The 16,347-nt window shown below is 72.7% G+C and carries 18 protein-coding genes and 1 pseudogene; 8 read left to right on the plus strand and 11 right to left on the minus strand.

Features of this window, described 5'->3' with window-relative positions; genetic code table 11:
- Positions 1-137 precede the first annotated feature (137 nt).
- The 4 genes and pseudogenes from FHX46_RS26840 to FHX46_RS26855 all read right to left on the minus strand — a co-directional run bounded on the left by FHX46_RS26840 (position 138) and on the right by FHX46_RS26855 (position 4,382).
- Positions 138-1,409 carry a geranylgeranyl reductase family protein gene (locus tag FHX46_RS26840; protein ID WP_167120492.1) on the minus strand — a complete coding sequence of 424 codons (1,272 nt, stop codon included), beginning with the start codon at positions 1,407-1,409 and terminating at the stop codon, positions 138-140.
- Positions 1,406-2,110, minus strand: a complete 705-nt coding sequence (locus tag FHX46_RS26845) for a demethylmenaquinone methyltransferase (RefSeq protein ID WP_167120494.1) — start codon at positions 2,108-2,110, stop codon at positions 1,406-1,408. Before FHX46_RS26845 ends, FHX46_RS26840 begins: the two co-directional genes overlap by 4 nt.
- A gap of 34 nt (positions 2,111-2,144) precedes the next feature.
- A pseudogene (locus tag FHX46_RS26850) lies at positions 2,145-3,256 on the minus strand (glycosyltransferase).
- A 4-nt stretch (positions 3,257-3,260) separates the two neighbouring features.
- Positions 3,261-4,382, minus strand: a complete 1,122-nt coding sequence (locus tag FHX46_RS26855) for a glycosyltransferase family 4 protein (protein ID WP_313886253.1) — start codon at positions 4,380-4,382, stop codon at positions 3,261-3,263.
- A 142-nt stretch (positions 4,383-4,524) separates the two neighbouring features.
- On the opposite strand from FHX46_RS26855, the gene FHX46_RS26860 reads away from it, so the two are divergent.
- A complete protein-coding gene (locus FHX46_RS26860; RefSeq protein WP_167100922.1) occupies positions 4,525-5,370 on the plus strand; it encodes an inositol monophosphatase family protein in 846 nt (281 codons plus the stop codon).
- Positions 5,371-5,404: 34 nt separating this feature from the next.
- Complete coding sequence (locus FHX46_RS26865) at positions 5,405-5,812, plus strand: zinc-ribbon domain-containing protein (protein ID WP_167120496.1); 408 nt, start codon at positions 5,405-5,407, stop codon at positions 5,810-5,812.
- Here the strand turns inward: FHX46_RS26865 and FHX46_RS26870 are convergent.
- The 4 genes from FHX46_RS26870 to menD all read right to left on the minus strand — a co-directional run bounded on the left by FHX46_RS26870 (position 5,809) and on the right by menD (position 10,422).
- The gene (locus FHX46_RS26870; protein WP_167120498.1) at positions 5,809-6,372 is read right to left on the minus strand and encodes a dihydrofolate reductase family protein; all 564 of its coding nucleotides are present in this window, start codon (positions 6,370-6,372) and stop codon (positions 5,809-5,811) included. The genes FHX46_RS26865 and FHX46_RS26870 overlap by 4 nt on opposite strands.
- A 21-nt stretch (positions 6,373-6,393) precedes the next feature.
- Positions 6,394-6,876 carry a DUF3592 domain-containing protein gene (locus tag FHX46_RS26875; protein WP_449224097.1) on the minus strand — a complete coding sequence of 161 codons (483 nt, stop codon included), beginning with the start codon at positions 6,874-6,876 and terminating at the stop codon, positions 6,394-6,396.
- Between the two features lie 24 nt (positions 6,877-6,900).
- A complete protein-coding gene (locus FHX46_RS26880) occupies positions 6,901-8,400 on the minus strand; it encodes a M1 family metallopeptidase (protein WP_167120500.1) in 1,500 nt (499 codons plus the stop codon).
- A 357-nt stretch (positions 8,401-8,757) separates the two neighbouring features.
- Entirely contained in the window at positions 8,758-10,422 is a 1,665-nt protein-coding gene (gene menD, locus FHX46_RS26885) for a 2-succinyl-5-enolpyruvyl-6-hydroxy-3-cyclohexene-1-carboxylic-acid synthase (protein ID WP_167120502.1), read from the minus strand.
- A 57-nt stretch (positions 10,423-10,479) separates the two neighbouring features.
- Here menD and FHX46_RS26890 point away from each other — a divergent pair, with 57 nt between their 5' ends.
- The 4 genes from FHX46_RS26890 to FHX46_RS26905 are packed head-to-tail and all read left to right on the plus strand — an operon-like array spanning position 10,480 to position 13,628.
- Positions 10,480-11,403 carry a 1,4-dihydroxy-2-naphthoyl-CoA synthase gene (locus FHX46_RS26890; RefSeq protein WP_167100937.1) on the plus strand — a complete coding sequence of 308 codons (924 nt, stop codon included), beginning with the start codon at positions 10,480-10,482 and terminating at the stop codon, positions 11,401-11,403.
- A gap of 7 nt (positions 11,404-11,410) precedes the next feature.
- Positions 11,411-12,559: an o-succinylbenzoate--CoA ligase gene (gene menE, locus FHX46_RS26895; protein WP_167120504.1), complete on the plus strand. Its 1,149-nt coding sequence runs from the start codon at positions 11,411-11,413 to the stop codon at positions 12,557-12,559.
- Between the two features lie 31 nt (positions 12,560-12,590).
- Positions 12,591-12,731: a hypothetical protein gene (locus tag FHX46_RS26900; protein WP_167120505.1), complete on the plus strand. Its 141-nt coding sequence runs from the start codon at positions 12,591-12,593 to the stop codon at positions 12,729-12,731.
- A gap of 24 nt (positions 12,732-12,755) precedes the next feature.
- Entirely contained in the window at positions 12,756-13,628 is an 873-nt protein-coding gene (locus tag FHX46_RS26905) for a 1,4-dihydroxy-2-naphthoate polyprenyltransferase (protein ID WP_167120508.1), read from the plus strand.
- Here FHX46_RS26905 and FHX46_RS26910 read toward each other — a convergent pair.
- Genes FHX46_RS26910 through FHX46_RS26920 form a run of 3 tightly spaced genes read right to left on the minus strand, consistent with a single transcriptional unit; the run spans position 13,621 to position 15,444 of the window.
- Positions 13,621-14,694: a PLP-dependent cysteine synthase family protein gene (locus FHX46_RS26910; protein ID WP_167120510.1), complete on the minus strand. Its 1,074-nt coding sequence runs from the start codon at positions 14,692-14,694 to the stop codon at positions 13,621-13,623. The two genes, FHX46_RS26905 and FHX46_RS26910, sit on opposite strands and share 8 nt — an antisense overlap.
- Positions 14,678-14,959: a DUF4229 domain-containing protein gene (locus FHX46_RS26915; protein ID WP_167120512.1), complete on the minus strand. Its 282-nt coding sequence runs from the start codon at positions 14,957-14,959 to the stop codon at positions 14,678-14,680. The genes FHX46_RS26910 and FHX46_RS26915 overlap by 17 nt, the downstream gene beginning before the upstream one ends.
- 11 nt (positions 14,960-14,970) lie before the next feature.
- Positions 14,971-15,444 carry an Lrp/AsnC family transcriptional regulator gene (locus FHX46_RS26920; RefSeq protein WP_167120514.1) on the minus strand — a complete coding sequence of 158 codons (474 nt, stop codon included), beginning with the start codon at positions 15,442-15,444 and terminating at the stop codon, positions 14,971-14,973.
- A 179-nt stretch (positions 15,445-15,623) separates the two neighbouring features.
- Between FHX46_RS26920 and FHX46_RS26925 the strand changes: the two genes are divergently transcribed.
- Both FHX46_RS26925 and FHX46_RS26930 read left to right on the plus strand, forming a co-directional pair.
- On the plus strand, positions 15,624-16,007 hold the full coding sequence (locus tag FHX46_RS26925) for a hypothetical protein (protein ID WP_167120516.1): 384 nt from the start codon (positions 15,624-15,626) through the stop codon (positions 16,005-16,007).
- Between the two features lie 55 nt (positions 16,008-16,062).
- A complete protein-coding gene (locus FHX46_RS26930) occupies positions 16,063-16,272 on the plus strand; it encodes a BldC family transcriptional regulator (protein ID WP_167100958.1) in 210 nt (69 codons plus the stop codon).
- Positions 16,273-16,347: the final 75 nt, after the last annotated feature.

The raw sequence follows: 16,347 nt of genomic DNA on the forward strand, positions 1-16,347 counted from the left end.
CAGCACGAAAAGGATCTTCACGATCACGCAACGCACAAACAGTGTGACGTAACCCACGGAACCTGACCGAGATGCGGCCCAGATCACGTCCGCGGGGAGCGCCCTCGTGCCGCTCGCGGCGGCAGCCGGACCGCCCGTCAGGCGCTCGGCGTGAGCCGGGCGGCCAACGCGATCAGCCGGTCCACGGTGTCGCCGCCCTTCGCGTCGTAGCAGCCGGACAGGCCCTTGTAGATCAGCGGGATCAGCGAGTTGATCCGCAACCCGTACTTCGTCGCCGCACGCATGACCTTCGGATTGCCGATGGCCTTCGCGAAGACGTTGCCCAGCCGGTAGTAGCCGCCCATCAGCTCCTTGAGCGCGAGCGGGTACCCGTGCAGCGCACGCTCCCGCGACGAACCCGCGGGCCGGGCCAGCGCCTGCACCACGAACTCGGCCGCGAGCTGCGCCGACTCCATCGCCGCCGAGATGCCCTCGCCGTTGAACGGGCTCACCATGCCGCCCGCGTCGCCGAGCAGGAGCAGCCCGTCGCGGTAGTGCGGGGTGCGGTTGAACCCCATCGGCAGACCGGCGCCGCCGATCCGGCCGATCGCGTTCTCCTCGCGGTAGCCCCACTCCTCCGGAGTCGAGTCCAGCCATTGCCGCATCAGGGCGCGGTAGTCGGTGTTGCGGAAGGACTTCGACGTGGACAACATGCCGAGCCCGACGTTCACCGTGCCGTCACCGAGCGGGAAGGCCCAGCCGTACCCGGGCAGCAGCCGCGGATTACGCGGATCCTTGCGGTCCCACAGCTCCAGGTGCCCCTCGATGAACGGGTCGTCGTGGCGCGGGCTCCGGTAGTAACGCCGTACCGCGACGCCCATCGGGCGTTTGTCGTCCGTCTCGATACCGACCGACCGGGCCAGCCGCGCGGACACGCCGTCGCACGCCAGCACGAGCGGGGCGTGGTAGCGGACGGGCGTCTTGTCCGGCCCCTGCCTGCCCTCGACCCCGATCACCCGGCCGCTGCGCTCGTCGGTGATCGCGCCGGTGACCGTGGTGCGCTCCAGCAGCCGGGCGCCCGCCTTGACCGCGGTCCTGGCCAGCAGGTCGTCGAAGTCCTGCCGGGTGCGCGAGACGCCGTAGGGCGGGTAGCTGGTCAGCTCCGGCCAGTCCATCTCCAGCGTCAGCTCGGCGGTGCGGATCCGCAGGCCGCGGCTGTGCACCCAGCCCGCCTCACGGCTCGTGTCGATGCCCAGATCGATCAGCTGCTTGACGCCGCGCGGGGTCAGGCCGTCGCCGCACACCTTCTCGCGCGGGAACTCCGTCTTCTCGCAGACCAGGACGTCCAGCCCGGCGCGCGCCAGGTACGTCGCGACGGTGGATCCGGCCGGGCCCGCGCCGACGACGATTACCTGAGCGTCCTGGGTCATGCCCCGGAGTTTACGGAAGGCTTCGTGGCCCGGTGGATGGCGACGACGCCGAACGTCAGGTTCAGCCACTCCACCTTCGTCCAGCCCGCGTCGGCGATGATCCGCGCCAGTGCGCGCTGGTCGTGCCACGCGGCCATGGATTCGGCCAGGTAGGAGTACGCCTGCGGGTTGGTCGAGGAGAACCGGCCGAGCAGGGTCATCACCCGCAGGATGAAGCGCCGGTAGACGAACCGGATCGGCGGGAACGTGGGCGTCGACACCTCGCAGATCACCAGGCGCCCGCCGGGCTTGACCACCCGCGCGATCTCCTCGAGCGCGGCCCTGGTGTCGACGAAGTTGCGGATGCCGAAGGTGATCGTGGCGGCGTCGAAGCTGTCGTCGGCGAAGGGCAGGTGCAGCGCGTCGGCGGCGACCATCGGGACGTCACGGTGCTTGCCGCTGCGGAGCATGCCGAGCGAGAAGTCGGCGGCCAGGCACCACGCGCCGCCGCGCGCGTACTCGGCGGTGGACACCCCGGTACCGGCGGCGAGGTCGAGCACCTTCTCCCCGCGGCGCGCGTCGAGCACGCGGGATGTCATCGTGCGCCACCGCCGGTCGAACCCGAACGTCATGACCGAGTTCGCCCGGTCGTAGCCGGCCGAGACGCCGTCGAACATCGCGGCGACCTCGTGCGGATCTTTGTCGAGGCTCGCACGGGACATGCCTGAAGCCTAACCGCGATGCCCCCGGCCCGGGTCAGGGTGGCGGGGACAGCGCGGACAACATGCCCCGCACGCTCGCCGGCCAGGCGAACTCCTCCGCCCGGGCCCGGGAAGCCGCACGCCGCAGGTCCTCCGGCCGGTCCAGCAGTCCGGTGACGGCGGTCGCGAACGCCCGTGGCAGGTCCGGCACCGCGGCCCCGCACCCGGGCCGGACGATCTCCCGCAGCGCCGACGACCGCGACACCACCACCGGCGTCCCGGACGCGAGCGCCTCCAGCGCGGCGAGCCCGAACGTCTCGTGCGGACCGGGCGCGAGCGAGACGTCCGCGCTGGCCAGCAGCCGCGCCACGGCGGTCCGGTCGGACACGAACCCGAGGAACGTCACCGGCAGCCCGCGTGCCCGCCGCTCCAGCGCCCGCCGCCGCGGCCCGTCCCCGGCGATCACCAGCCGCACCCGGGCGCCGGACCCGGTCAGCTCGGCGACCGTGTCCACGCTGCGTTCCACGTGCTTCTCCGGCGACAGCCGGCCACAGTGGACGAGCAGGGCATCCGCGCCGGACGCCAGTTCACCGCGCAGCGCGGCATCGCGGTGAGCGGGCCGGAAGGTGGCGAGGTCGACGCCGAGCGGGACCTGCCGGACGTTGCCGGCGCCGATCCGGTCGAACTCCTCACGCGCGAACGAGGTGGTGCACACGACGGTGTCGTAGTTGCCCGCCATGCGGCGGTTGGCGACGTCGGCGACCCGGCGTGCCAGCGGCCCCGGCACCAGGAACTGCTCCAGCAGCCGGTCCAGCCGCTCGTGCGAGATCACCACGCTCGGCACGTCGTGACGCCGCGCCCACACCCCCATCCCGCGCAGCGTCAGCCGGTCGGACACCTCCAGCCGGTCCGGCCGCAACGCCGACAGCAGCGCGCGCACCCGGAACGGGTCCACCGCCCGGTAGCCACCGGTGCCGGGGATCCGCGGCGCGGGCAGGGAGATCCGGCTTACCCCGGTCGGCAGCCGCTCCTCGGCGTGCCGCGGTCCCGGCACCACGAGCGTCACCCGGTGGCCGCTCGCCACGTACCCGGCGCCGAGGTGGTGCAGCGCGGTGCGCAGGCCACCGGAGCGGGCCCGTAGAAGTTCGCCAGCTGGACGATGTGCACGGCCTCACGCGGCCCGCGCCACCCGGCCGGTGACCACCTCGTAGTGGTGCACCAGCTCCGCGCACACCACCGGCCAGGTGCGGCCCAGGACGACCTTGCGCGCCTTGCCGCCCAGCCGCTCGCGCAGCGCCGGATCCCGCAGGTCGTGCACCCGCCGCACCAGCTCCCCGGCGAACCCGTCCGGATCCGGCGGCAGCAGGTAGCCGGTGCGGCCGGGCAGCACGAGGTCGCGCGGTCCGCCCGAGTCCGGCGCCAGCACCGGCAGACCGGAGGCCATCGCCTCCTGCACCGCCTGGCAGAACGTCTCGTGCGGTCCGGTGTGGACGAACACGTCCAGGCTGGCGTAGGCGGCGGACAGCTCGTCTCCGTAACGGGCGCCGAGGAAGGCCGCGCCGGGCAGGCGGGCCTGCAGGTCCTCGCGGTCCGGGCCGTCACCGACGACCACCAGCCGCACCCCGGGCATCCCGGCCAGCGCCGCGAGCCTGCCCACCTCCTTCTCCGGCGCGAGCCGCCCGACGAACCCGACCAGCAGCTCCCCGCCCGGGGCCAGCCGGGCACGCAGCTCCGGATCGGCGTGCGCGGGCGAGAACCGGTCGACGTCCACCCCCCGCCCCCAGCGGTGCACGCGCGGCACGCCGTGCGCCCGCAGGTCCTCGACCGACTGCGTGGACGGCGCGAGCGTCCGGTCGGCCTTCGCGTGCAGCCGCCGCACCCACCGCCACGCCGCCCGCGCACCCAGGCCGAGCCCGTAGGCGGTGGCGAACCCGGCGATGTCGGTCTGGAACACCGCGACCGAGGGCACCCGCAGGCGGCGGGCCGCGGCGAGCCCCCGCGCGCCGACCACGAACGGCGAGGCCAGGTGCACCACGTCCGGGCCGAACGCGGCGAGCGCGGTCAGCACCGTCCGGGTGGGCAGGCCGATCGGCAGCGAGTTGACCACCGGCAGGTCCAGCGCCGGGGTCCGCACCACGGGCACGCCCCGGTAGTGCACGGGCCCGGCCAGGCCGGGGGCGACCACCAGCACGTCGTGGCCGGTGTCCCGCAGGTGCTCGACGACCCGCAGCACCGAGTTGGTCACGCCGTTCACCTGCGGGAGGAAGCTTTCGGTGACGATGGCGACGCGCACCGTCCCACGGTGACAGCCGGTCCGGTTCGGGCGGAAAAGCGTGCGTGACGAGGCAGCCAACGGTGCCCGAACTTCACGAAGCTTTCTCCCCTTCACCTGGGTGTTGCCACCCGGACACCCGGCGCCGCCACACTCGGCTGGCGTGACCCTCCTCTCCGCCCGCCCGCCCCACCCGGTCGAGCCGGGCCTGCTGTCGCGGGCGCTCGAGGTCGCCGGACGGCTGGCCAACGACGCCACCGACGTGATCACCGCGACCGCCGGCCGCGGCGCCCACCCGGACGTGGCGGACTCGCCGTTCGACTGGGTCACCGACACCGACCGCATCCTGGAGCGGCACACCCGCCGCGTGCTGACCGCCGAGTTCCCCGGCATCCCGGTCGTCGGCGGCGAGTTCGGCGCCGACACCGGCGCGGACTCCGCGGCCTACCGCTGGGTGGTGGACCCGGTCGACGGCACCGCCAACTACGTGGCCGGCGTGCCCTGGTGCGCCTACAGCCTGGCACTGGTCGATGCGTCCGGCCCGGTCGTCGGCGTGGTCGCCGACCCCTACCGCGCCCAGATCTACGCCGCCGCCCGCGGTCGCGGCACCCGCGCGAACGGCAAGCCGGTCCGGCTGACCGGACGGGACCGGATCGCCGGGGCGATCGTGTGCACCGAGCTGGCCCGCAAGGGGCCGTGGCCGGGCATGGGCTCGTTCATCGAGCACGCCGCGGCCGCGCGCGCCGGGGTCCGTGTGCTCGGCTCGGCGGCGTTGTCGATCGCGCAGGTCGCGCTGGGACACGCGATCGCCGCGGTGCTGCACAGCTACCACGAATGGGACGTCGCCGGATCCGTGGCGCTGGCCATCGAGGCGGGCGCCGTCGTGCTGGACCGCCGCGGCGACGACAGTCCGCTGCCCACCGACGGCCTGCTCGTCGCCGCGCCGGGCGTCGCCGGGGAGGTCCTGTCGTGGTGGCAGGAAACCGAACGCGGGATTCGTGCGTCCTAGATCCGACGAGAATCCGGAACCGGGAGCGACACGAATGATCATCTACGGCTGGCGCAAGAGCGTCCAGGACCTGGCCACCGCGACCTACCTGTGCGGGAACTGCCAGAACCCCAGCGCGCACGCCCTGCGCCGGGCGGTCACGAAGTTCACGCTGTTCTTCATCCCGCTGTTCCCGATCAGCTCGAGGTACTTCACCGTCTGCACCTTCTGCGGCATGACCAACAAGCTGACCAAGCAGGAGGCGCAGCAGGTCCAGGCCATGCAGCAGGCGCAGCCGCCGGCCGGCTACCCGCAGCAGGCCTATCCGCAGCAGGCCTATCCGCAGCAGGCCTATCCGCAGCCCGGGTATCCGCAGCAGCAGCCACAGCCCGGCTACGTGCCGCAACCGCAGGTGCAGCAGTACCCGCAGCAGCAGATCCAGCCGCCGCGGCAGGGCTTCTAGCGCGCCACGCGGTAGCGGAGGTAGACCACGTCCGAGCTGACGGTGCGGGTCTCGACGAGGTCGAGATCCGCCCGGCGCCCGTGCTGCGGGAAGAACGGGATGCCGCCGCCCACCAGCACCGGGTAGACCCTGGCCCGGTACTCGTCGATCAGGCCCGCCGCGGCCACCTCGGCGGCGAGGGTCGCGCCGCCGATCGCGATGTCCCCGTCCCCCGGCTCGGCCCGCAGCCGCTCGATCTCCTCCGCCACGCCGCCGGTGGCCAGGCGCGCGTTGCCCCGCACCTCCCGCAGCGTGGTGGAGAAGACGACCTTGGGGAGCGCGTTCCAGACCCCGGCGAACTCGAGCTCCGCGTCGTCGAGGGACTGCTCCTGCTCGGCGGTCTCCCAGTACAGCATCGTCTCGTACAGCCGCCGTCCCATCAGGTGCACGCCGACCCCGCGCACCTCGTCGAGGGCGAGACGGAAGACCTCCTCGGTCGGGACGCTCCAGTCGAAGGAGCCGTCCGGCCCGACGATGTAGCCGTCCAGTGAGATGGCCATCGAGTAGGTCACGCTGCGCATCGGGCCCCCGGGTGGTCGGATTCAGCCGGATTTGACCGGGGCGTCGTCGTCCACAACGGCGACCTCCGGTTCCGCCGGTACGGCGCGGCGCAAGCGGTGCCGCATGCCCCAGGACGCGGCGCCCGCGACCAGCCAGGTGACCAGCACCGTCAGGCCCAGCGGCAGCAGGGTGAGCGTCGCGGTGCGGCCGGCCACCCGCGCCAGATCCGGATCCGTCGCGTCGTATTCGATGCGCACCAGATCACCCGCGACCAGCCCGCTCGGGTAGAGCACCCCGTTCGACGGGATGTGCACGATGCCGTCCGGGGTTTCGAAGCGGATGATCGTCCGGTCCCACGTCACCGCGTCGACCTCGGCCGTCGCCGTGCCCAGGTGGCCGGTGATCGCCTCGTCGTTGCGGATCGCGGCCAGCAGCAGCCCGGCGCACAGCACGGTGATCACGACGGCGACGGCGAGCACGCAGCGACGGCCGATCTTCAGCCACCACAGACTCCTCGCCGTCACCCGTCCGAGCATAGAAGGTGCGGGTTAACGGCTTCCCCCGGCCGCCAGGAGCCGGTGCGTCCGCTCGATCGACGGGTACGACTCCGGCTGCGCGGCGCTGCGCAGCGTGACCGTCCCGTTCGGCCCGGTGGCCGGTTTGCCCGCGGTGAACAGCCACGTCTGGAACAGCTGGCGCAGCGGTTTGCCGGAGACCTGCTCGGCCAGCGCGACGAAGTCGCTGATCCGGGCGTCGCCGCCCCGGTGCTGCGCGACCCACCCGCGCAGGATGGCGAAGAACGCCTCGTCCCCCACCGCGGTGCGCAGCGCCTGCACCGCCATCGCGCCGCGGTCGTACACCGCGTCGTCGAACTGCGCGGCCACGCCCGGGTCACCCGGCAGGACCTGCCAGAACGGCGCGTCCGCCGGGTGGGAGTCGTAGGCGTACTGGGCGAGCTCGGCGGCGGTGCCCTCGCCCTGGTGCTCCGACCACAGGTACTCGGCGTAGCTGGCGAAGCCCTCGTTGAGCCAGATGTCGCTCCACCGGCCCAGCGATACGGAGTCGCCGAACCACTGGTGGGCGTTCTCGTGCGCGACGACCGAGGTGTTCGCGCCCGAGACGAAGAACTTGGTGCTGTACACCGGCCGCGTCTGCGCCTCGAGCGCGAAGGTCAGGCCGGTGCTGACCACGCCGCCCTCCGCCTCGAACGGGTACGGGCCGAACTGGCTCGCCAGGAACCCGACGATCTCCGGCGTGCGCTCGACACTCGCCTTCGCCGCGGCCAGCGACTCACCCGCGGACGGGTCGTACGCGGTGGTGAACGGCTTGCCGTCCGGGGTCGCGGACTGGTTCACCTCGAACTTGCCCACCTCGAGCGTGGTGGCGTAGGTGTTCTGCGGCTGCGTGCTGCGCCAGTTCCAGCGCGTCCAGCCGGCCCGCTGCTTGGTCTTGCGGACGAGCGTGCCGGTGGACAGGGCAGCGACGTCGTCGGGCACCTCGACGGACACGTCGTAGGTGGCCTTGTCCGTGGGGTGGTCGTCGGACGGGTACCACCATTGGGCGTTCTGCGGCTCGTCGACGGCGAGGGCACCGTCCGGGGTCTTCTTCCAGGCCGTGTAGCCGTCGATGACGACCTTGGACGGCGTGTCGGCGTAGGTCACGACGACGGTGATGGGCTGGTGCTTCGCCAGCGGCCGGACCGGGGTGACCTCCAGCTCGCCCGGCCGGGTCACGCGGAAGGCGGCGGGTGCGTTGTTCACCCGGATGGAGCTGACTTGCAGGCCGAAGTCCAGGTCGAAGCTGGTGAGCTCCTGCGTGGTGGTGGCGAGGATGGTCGTGGTGCCGGCGAGCTGGTCGGTGGCGGGCTGGTAGGTCAGGCGGATGTCGTAGTGCGCGACGTCGTAGCCGCCGTTGCCGGCGTACGGGTAGTAGGGGTCGCCGGCGCCGGGCGCGCCGGGCGCGGGCGCGGCACTGGCGGTCGAGGCGAGCAGAACGGTCGCCAGTCCGGTCGTCACGGCCCCCAGGCCGGCGCGAGTTCGCAAACGCATGCGGCGACGCTAGCCGGAAAACTCCGCACCGGACACGGCCGAAAGATGGTTCCTCCCCACTGGAAACGGCTGGCCGCCGCAACCGCGTCGCCGACCAGCCAACTCACCGCCCGCAAGAGCCAACGCGCCACCCGGAAGGGCAAACACGCCGCCCCAATTAGCAAACACGCGCGCACCCGGCGTGTTGGCCACTCCCGGCGCCGTGTTTGCCACTCCCGGCGGCGTGTTCGCCCCTCGCGGCGCCGTGTTCACCACTCCCGGCGCCGTGTTGGCCACTCCCGGCGCCGTGTGCACCGCTCGCGGCGGCGTGTCGGCTGCGCCGGGGCGGCGTGTTGGCTGCGCCGGGGCGGCTGCGGGTCAGGAGAGGGCGGTGGAGACCGCGGTGCGGATGCGGGCGTGCAGGTCGCGGTGGCGCGAGCGGTCCACCTGCACCTCGACGACCCGCAGCCCGGGCGCGGGCCGGAGAGCAGCGCGGAACTCGTCGATCGTGCCGGCGAGCACGTGCGGGACATCGAAGCCGCTGCACAACGCTGCCAGGTCTGCGCCGTGCGGGGTGCCGAACACGTGCTCGAACGAGTCGCGGTGCTCGGGCGCGCCCTGCTCCAGCAGCGAGAAGATCCCGCCGCCGTCGTCGTTGAGCACCACGATCGTCAGGTCCGGCCGGGTGCTCGCCGGGCCGGCCAGCAGACCGTTGATGTCGTGCAGGAACGTCAGGTCGCCGAGCAGGGCGTAGGAGGGGCCGCGGTGCACCGTCGCCGCGCCGATCGCCGTGGACACCGTGCCGTCGATGCCCGCCACCCCGCGGTTGCGGTGCACCAGCACGTCCGGGCGCATGCGGCCGGCCAGCGCCACGTCCCGCGCCGGGTTCGACGAACCCACCACCAGCAGCGCGTCCGGCGGGAGCGCGTCGACCAGCTCGGACGCCAGCCGCAACCCACTGGGCCACTGTTCCTGCCGCAACGCCCGGTCCACCGCCGCGTTCGCCAGGCCGTCCGCACGCTGCCACGCGGCCAGCCAGTCCGGGTCGGCCGGTTTGGTCGGCGAGTCGAACCACTGCCCGACCTGCCGCACGTTGTGCGCCGGTGCCGGCCAGTCCGAATCGGGCCGGACCAGCAGCACCTCGACGTCGGCGTCGGACAGCAGCTGCTGGATCTGGCGGAACACCGTCGGCCGGCCCAGGCACAGCACCTGCTCCGGCTTGTGCCGCCGGATGAACTCCTCGGCGCCGAGCAGCCACACCCCGGACGAGATCGCCGACGACCCGAGCAGGCCCAGTCCCCCGGTCTCCGAGATCACCGGCCAGCCGTGCTGCTCACCCCATTCGCTCGCCGCGCGGACCCCGCTGTCGCACGCCACGACCAGGCCACAGCGCGCCGACGGCACCACGAACGACGGCAGCGCACCGAAGTCGGGCAGCTCGGTCCACCGCTCCCCGCCGGGCCTGCCTTCCAGCGACTCGTACCACTCGTCGTCGCCGTCGGGCACCAGCGGTTCACGGAACGGCACGTTCAGGTGCACCGGGCCGCAGCGCCACTCGCCGTAGGCGGCGTTCCACGCCCGGCAGATCTGGCTGCGCCAGTACGCGTTCTGGCCGCCGCGCCGCTCGGCGACGGCCAGCTCGTCGAAGTAGCGGACCGCGTTGCCGTACAGCCGCTGCTGGTCGATGACCTGGTTGGCGCCCGCGGCGCGCAGCTCGGGCGGGCGGTCGGCGGTGAGCACGATCAGCGGGACCCCGGCCCGGTCCGCTTCCAGCACGGCAGGGTGGAAGTTCGCCGCCGCGGTGCCGCTCGTGCACACGACGGCGACCGGGCGTCCGGTGCGCGCGGCGATGCCGAGCGCGAGGAAACCGGCGCCCCGCTCGTCGATGCGGACGTGCAGCTGGAGCCGCCCGGCCGCGGCAGCGTCGTGCAGCGCCAGCGACAGCGGCGCGTTGCGGGAGCCGGGGCACAGCACGACGTGCGAGACGGTGTTGCGGACGAGTTCGTCCACGATGACCTTGGCCTGCGCGGTCGACGGATTCACCGGGCACCGCCCGGCGTGTCACCCGTCACCACAGTCACACGGCCTATTCTCCCAAACGTGCATGACGCCCGCGTTTCCGAGCTGTTCGACCCGTCCGCCTGGACCGAAATCGAGGGTTTCGGTTTCACCGACATCACCTATCACCGTTCCGTCGAGGCTCGCTCCGGCAAACGCGTCGTCCGCGTCGCGTTCGATCGCCCCGAGGTTCGTAACGCCTTCCGCCCGCACACCGTCGACGAGCTGTACCGCGCTCTCGACCACGCGCGGATGAGCTCGGATGTCGGCTGTGTCCTCCTGACGGGGAACGGTCCCTCGCCGAAGGACGGTGGGTGGGCGTTCTGTTCCGGTGGTGACCAGCGTATTCGCGGTCGGTCCGGGTATCAGTACGCGAGCGGCGAGACCTCCGACACCATCGACCCGGCGCGGGCCGGGCGCCTGCACATCCTCGAGGTCCAGCGGCTGATCAGGTTCATGCCGAAGGTGGTGATCGCGGTGGTCCCGGGCTGGGCCGCGGGTGGCGGGCACTCGCTGCACGTGGTGTGTGACCTGACGCTCGCCTCCGCCGAGCACGCCCGGTTCAAGCAGACCGACGCCGACGTGGGCTCGTTCGACGGCGGGTTCGGCTCGGCCTACCTGGCGCGCGAGGTGGGCCAGAAGTTCGCGCGGGAGGTTTTCTTCCTGGGCCGTGAGTACGACGCCGAGCAGATGCACCGGATGGGCGCGGTGAACGCGGTGGTGCCGCACGCCGAGCTGGAGGCCGAGGCGCTGCGGTGGGGCTGGGAGGTCCTCGGCAAGTCGCCGACGGCGCAGCGGATGCTGAAGTACGCGTTCAACCTCATCGACGACGGGCTCGTCGGCCAGCAGGTCTTCGCGGGGGAGAGCACCCGGCTGGCGTACATGCAGGACGAGGCCGTCGAGGGCCGGGACGCGTTCCTGCAGAAACGCGACCCCGACTGGTCGGCCTTCCCCTACTACTACTGAGGTCACCGTGCGCGAGGTCTGGCTGCGGGGTCCGGAGTCGATCGACGAGCTGGCCGGGGCGGTGGCCGCGGCCCTGGACGGGGGCGAGCCGGTGCTCCCCCTGGACGGCCGCGATCCGCAGGCCGCCGGGCTGCTCGCCGCGATGCGACCGGACCAGCCGGTCGAGGACGGCACGGCGGTGCTCATCGCGACCTCGGGATCCACCGGTGAGCCCAAGGGCGTCCTGCTCTCCGCCGACGCGTTGCGGGCGTCCGCCACGGCCACCCACGCCCGGCTCGGGGGTGCCGGGCGGTGGCTGCTCTCGACCCCGGCGAACTACATCGGCGGGCTGCAGGTGCTGGTGCGGTCGATGCTCGCCGGGCAGCCGTTCGCGGTCCTGCCGCCCGGCCCGTTCCGCGCGGACCGCTTCGCCGAGGCCGCCCGGCCGGTGCTCGTCGCGGACGGGCCGCGGTACACCGCGATGGTGCCGACCCAGCTGACCCGCCTGCTCGACGCCGGTGGCCCGGGGCTGGCGGCGGCGAAGGCGTTCGACGCGATCATCCTCGGCGCCGCCGCGACCACCCCGGCCCTGCGTGCCCGCGCGGCCGAGGCCGGGGTGCGGATCATCCCGTCCTACGGGATGAGCGAGACCGCCAGCGGGTGCGTCTACGACGGCGTACCGCTCGACGGGGTCGGGGTGCGGATCGCCGCCGACGGGCGCGTCCTGATCGCCGGGCCGGTCCTGACCCACGGTTACCGGCTGCGGCCCGACCTGACCGCGGAGTCGTTCGACGGCGAGTGGTTCCGGACCGGGGACCGCGGACAGCTGCGCGACGGTCGTCTCGAAGTGCTCGGCCGCCTCGACGACGTGATCAACACCGGTGGGGTGAAGGTGTCCGCGGCAGCGGTGGAACGCCTGATCACGGCTCTGCCCGGGGTGCGGGAGACGTGTGTGGTCGGGCTGCCGGACCCGGAGTGGGGCCAGATCGTGGCCGCCGCGGTGGTACCCGAGGGCGAGGCGCCGGGCGTGGCCGAGCTGCGGGCCGCGGTCCGCGCCGAGGCGGGCGCCGCGGCCGTGCCGAAGCGGGTCGAGTTCGTTACCACACTCCCGCTCCGCGGACCGGGCAAAGTCGACCGGACGGCAGTCGTCGACCAGATTTTTCCCCCGGTTGGTTGACATCTGGCGCGGTCCGCCTTTGAGTTACCCAATGAGATCGCTGCAACGTTTCCTCGTCGCGGCCATCGGCGCCGTGCTCGCCGTCTTCGCGGTCGCCGGCACGGCGACGGCCGTTCCGCCCCGGCCCGACTCCGGCACACTCACCTGGTCCGTCCCGGTCACCGGGGAGTAGACGGTTTCCGCTTGAATTGCAGTCATGGCGACTGTGACGGAATGGATCGAGGGGGCCCGCCCCCGGACGCTGCCGAACGCGGTGGCGCCGGTGGTGGCGGGCGTGGGGGCGACGATCCAGCTGGGGGCCTTTTCGTGGTGGCAGTCCCTGCTCGCCCTCCTGGTGGCGCTGGCGCTGATCATCGGCGTCAACTTCGCCAACGACTACTCCGACGGCATCCGCGGCACGGACACCGACCGGGTCGGTCCGCTGCGCCTGGTCGGCTCCGGTGCCGCGGCACCGAAACTCGTGCTCGCGGCGGCCCTGACCTCCTTCGGCGTGGCCGGCGTGGTCGGGCTGGTGCTGGTCGCGGCCACCGGCCGGTGGTGGCTGATCGCGGTGGGCGCGGCGTGCATCCTCGGCGCCTGGTTCTACACCGGCGGCCGCAAGCCCTACGGGTACGCCGGGCTCGGCGAGGTCGCGGTGTTCATCTTCTTCGGGCTGGCCGCGGTGCTCGGGACGGTGTACGTGCAGGCCGGCCGGATCAGCTGGGAGGCGCTGGGGGCCGCGGTGGCCGTGGGGTGCTTCTCGATGGGCGTGCTGGTGGCCAACAACCTGCGGGACATCCCGACCGACCGGGTGGCCGGCAAGGTGACGCTGGCCGTCCGCCTGGGCGACGCCGGCACGCGGCGCTTCTACCTGGCGCTGATCGCGGTGCCGTACGTGGTGACGCTGCTGCTGGCGATCGGGCACCCGCTGCCGTTGATCGCCCTGGTGACCGCGCCGCTGCTGCGGACCCCGGTGCGGGCCATCACCAGCGGCGGCACCGGCCCGCGGCTGATCCCGGTGCTGAAGGACACCGGGCTGGCGATGCTGGGGTGGTCGTTGCTGACGGCGATCGGGCTCGCGGTCAGCTGACCCACTTGCCGGTGGCCAGGAACTCCTCCATCCGCGCGGTGTGCGGGGCCAGGTCGAAGCCCTGCTCGGCGATCCACTCGTCGTTGTAGTAGGTGTGCGCGTACCGCTCGCCACCGTCGCAGATGAGGGTCACCACACTGCCCACCTGACCCGCTTCGAGCATGCCGGCGATGATCTCGAACGCCGCGTACAGGCTCGTGCCGGTCGAGCCGCCCGCCCAGTGCCCGGTGCGTTCCCGCAGCAGCCGGATCGCCGCCATGGACGCGGCGTCCGGCACCCGGATCATGTGGTCGATGACCGTCGGCACGAAGGACGGCTCCACGCGCGGCCGGCCAATGCCCTCGATCCGCGACGGCATGCCGGTCGTGTAGTCCAGCGCGCCGGTTTCCCACGCGCCGTAGAACGACGAGTTCTCCGGATCGGCCACCGCGACCTTCGTGGTGTGCCTGCGGTACCGCACGTACCGGCCGAAGGTCGCGCTCGTCCCGCCGGTGCCCGCGCCCACCACGATCCACGACGGCACCGGGTGCCGTTCGGCACGCATCTGGGCGAACACGGACTCCGCGATGTTGTTGTTGCCGCGCCAGTCGGTGGCCCGCTCGGCGTAGGTGAACTGGTCGAGGTAGTGGCCGCCGCACTCGGCGGCGAGCCGTTCCGCCTCGCTGTACATCGCGGACGGGATGTCGACGAAGTGGCACCGGCCGCCGTAGAACTCGATCAGTTCGATCTTCTCGCGGCTGGTCTTGCGCGGCACCACGGTCACGAAGTCGAGCCCGAGCATGCGCGCGAAGTACGCCTCGGACACAGCGGTCGAGCCGCTGGACGCCTCGATCAGCGTGGTGTCCGGCCCGATCTGGCCGTTGACCAGCCCGTACAGCAGCAGCGACCGGGCCAGGCGGTGCTTGAGCGAGCCGGTCGGGTGCACCGACTCGTCCTTGAGGTAGAGGTCCACGCCCCATTCCGGCGGGAGCGGGAAGCAGTGCAGGTGGGTGTCGGCGCTGCGGTTCGCGTCGGCCTCCAGAAGCCGGATCGCCTCGCGCACCCACGCCCTACTCGCCGGCGGCATCTTCACCCCGCAGCTGGGCGCGCAGCTTGGCCCGCTCCCGCGCGCGGTGCTCGTTGCGCGCCGCGAGGCCGGCGGTGACCCGCGCGTTCAGCTTGCGGAAGACGAGCAGGCCGACCGGCAGCCCGACCACGACGCCGACGGCCACGGCGACCAGCAACGGCACCTTCACCAGCACGAGCACGGCCGCCACGACGACGATCAGCCCGAACCGCGCGAGCAGGTAAAGCGTCAGGTCGCGGCCCAGATGGGTACGGGTCTCGCTCACGTCTGAGGAGCCTACGCGCCGGACCGCGGCGGATCTTCGAGCACCGTGTTGTTCGGCCGTCCCTCGAACCGGGTCGACAGCACCACGGTGGTGCGGGTGCGGGCCACCCCGCCGATGCGGCGCAGCCGGCCGAGGGTGTGCTCCAGCTCGTCGACCGTGGGCACGCGGACCTTGACCACGAACGCCTCGTCGCCGGCGACCGCGTAGCAGCTCTCCACCTCGGGCAGCGCGCCCAGCTCCTCGGCGACCTCGTTGTCGTCCGCGGTGTCGGTCGGCTGGATGCCGACCAGTGCGGTGACGCCGAGGCCGACGGTGCTCGGGTTGACGGTCGCGTGGTAGCCGGTGATCACCCCGGCCGCCTCGAGCTTGCCGACCCGCTCGTGCACGGACGAGGCGGCCAGCCCCACGGTGCGGCCCAGCTCCGCGTAGGTGGCCCGGCCGTTCAGGCGCAACGCGGCGATGATCTTGCGGTCCAGCGCATCCACGCGGTTCAGACTAGGCGGCGCCCGCCCGGCACCGCCGGAACGGCCAACTCACCACCCGGAACGCCCAACTCACCCCCGGGAACGGCCAACACGGTGCCCGGAGCGACCAACACGCCGCCGCGAGCGCCGGCCCCGCCGTGTTTGCCGCTGGGCGCGCCGTGTTTGCTCGGGTGGGCGGCGTGTTTGCCGCTGCGGGCGGCGTGTTTGCTCGGGTGGGCGGCGTGTTTGCCGCTGCGGGCGGCGTGTTTGCCGGTGTCCGGGCCGGCTCGGGTGGGCAGGGGTCACGGCGTGCGCAGCGGGACATCACGCACGTATCAGTCGTGCAGGACGCCGCCCTCGATCTCGCGCGCCTGCACGAGCTCAGCCAGGTGGTGTCCGTCGCCCAGTACTCGTTGGGCGCCCCGTTCGTGCACCCCATCCGGTTGGCGCGCGGGGTGGTTTCCGGTGCGCACCGGGGTGGCAGCGGGCGCGCGCGGCGTGGGCGTTTTGTCCCTTACTACCTCTTTACCTATCGACAACCGTTCGAGTACCTGGCGGGTGAAGTGCCACGATTGCCGCGTTGATGAGACCGGGGCTCCGGCCTCCGGTTTAGCAGTGTGGTCGTGAAGGAGGCGGAAAATGACCGCGAGCACGGGAGGGCGCCTGCTGACGCCCGGCGAAGTCGCCGCGTTGTTCCGGGTGGACCCGAAGACCGTGACCCGCTGGGCGACCGCGGGCCGCATCGGCTCGATCCGCACCCCCGGTGGGCACCGGCGGTTCCGGGAGTCCGAGGTCAACGCCCTGCTGGCCGAGCTCACCACGGACGCCAGCGAGCCGACACGGGTCTGAATCGCGTGGCGCGTCCCCGCGGACCGGCTCGGACAGCCGGATCCCGCGGGGCCCGAGCGCGTCAAGGAGAACTCA

The sequence above is a fragment of the Amycolatopsis viridis genome (genome assembly GCF_011758765.1).
GTDB lineage: Bacteria > Actinomycetota > Actinomycetes > Mycobacteriales > Pseudonocardiaceae > Amycolatopsis_E > Amycolatopsis_E viridis.

Coding starts and splice junctions, on each gene's coding strand:
- FHX46_RS26840 (WP_167120492.1), bottom strand. CDS start 1,409: ATGACCCAGGACGCTCAGGTAATCGTCGTCGGCGCGGGCCCGGCCGGA.
- FHX46_RS26845 (WP_167120494.1), bottom strand. CDS start 2,110: ATGTCCCGTGCGAGCCTCGACAAAGATCCGCACGAGGTCGCCGCGATG.
- FHX46_RS26865 (WP_167120496.1), top strand. CDS start 5,405: ATGATCATCTACGGCTGGCGCAAGAGCGTCCAGGACCTGGCCACCGCG.
- FHX46_RS26870 (WP_167120498.1), bottom strand. CDS start 6,372: ATGCGCAGCGTGACCTACTCGATGGCCATCTCACTGGACGGCTACATC.
- FHX46_RS26880 (WP_167120500.1), bottom strand. CDS start 8,400: ATGCGTTTGCGAACTCGCGCCGGCCTGGGGGCCGTGACGACCGGACTG.
- FHX46_RS26900 (WP_167120505.1), top strand. CDS start 12,591: ATGAGATCGCTGCAACGTTTCCTCGTCGCGGCCATCGGCGCCGTGCTC.
- FHX46_RS26905 (WP_167120508.1), top strand. CDS start 12,756: ATGGCGACTGTGACGGAATGGATCGAGGGGGCCCGCCCCCGGACGCTG.
- FHX46_RS26910 (WP_167120510.1), bottom strand. CDS start 14,694: ATGCCGCCGGCGAGTAGGGCGTGGGTGCGCGAGGCGATCCGGCTTCTG.
- FHX46_RS26930 (WP_167100958.1), top strand. CDS start 16,063: ATGACCGCGAGCACGGGAGGGCGCCTGCTGACGCCCGGCGAAGTCGCC.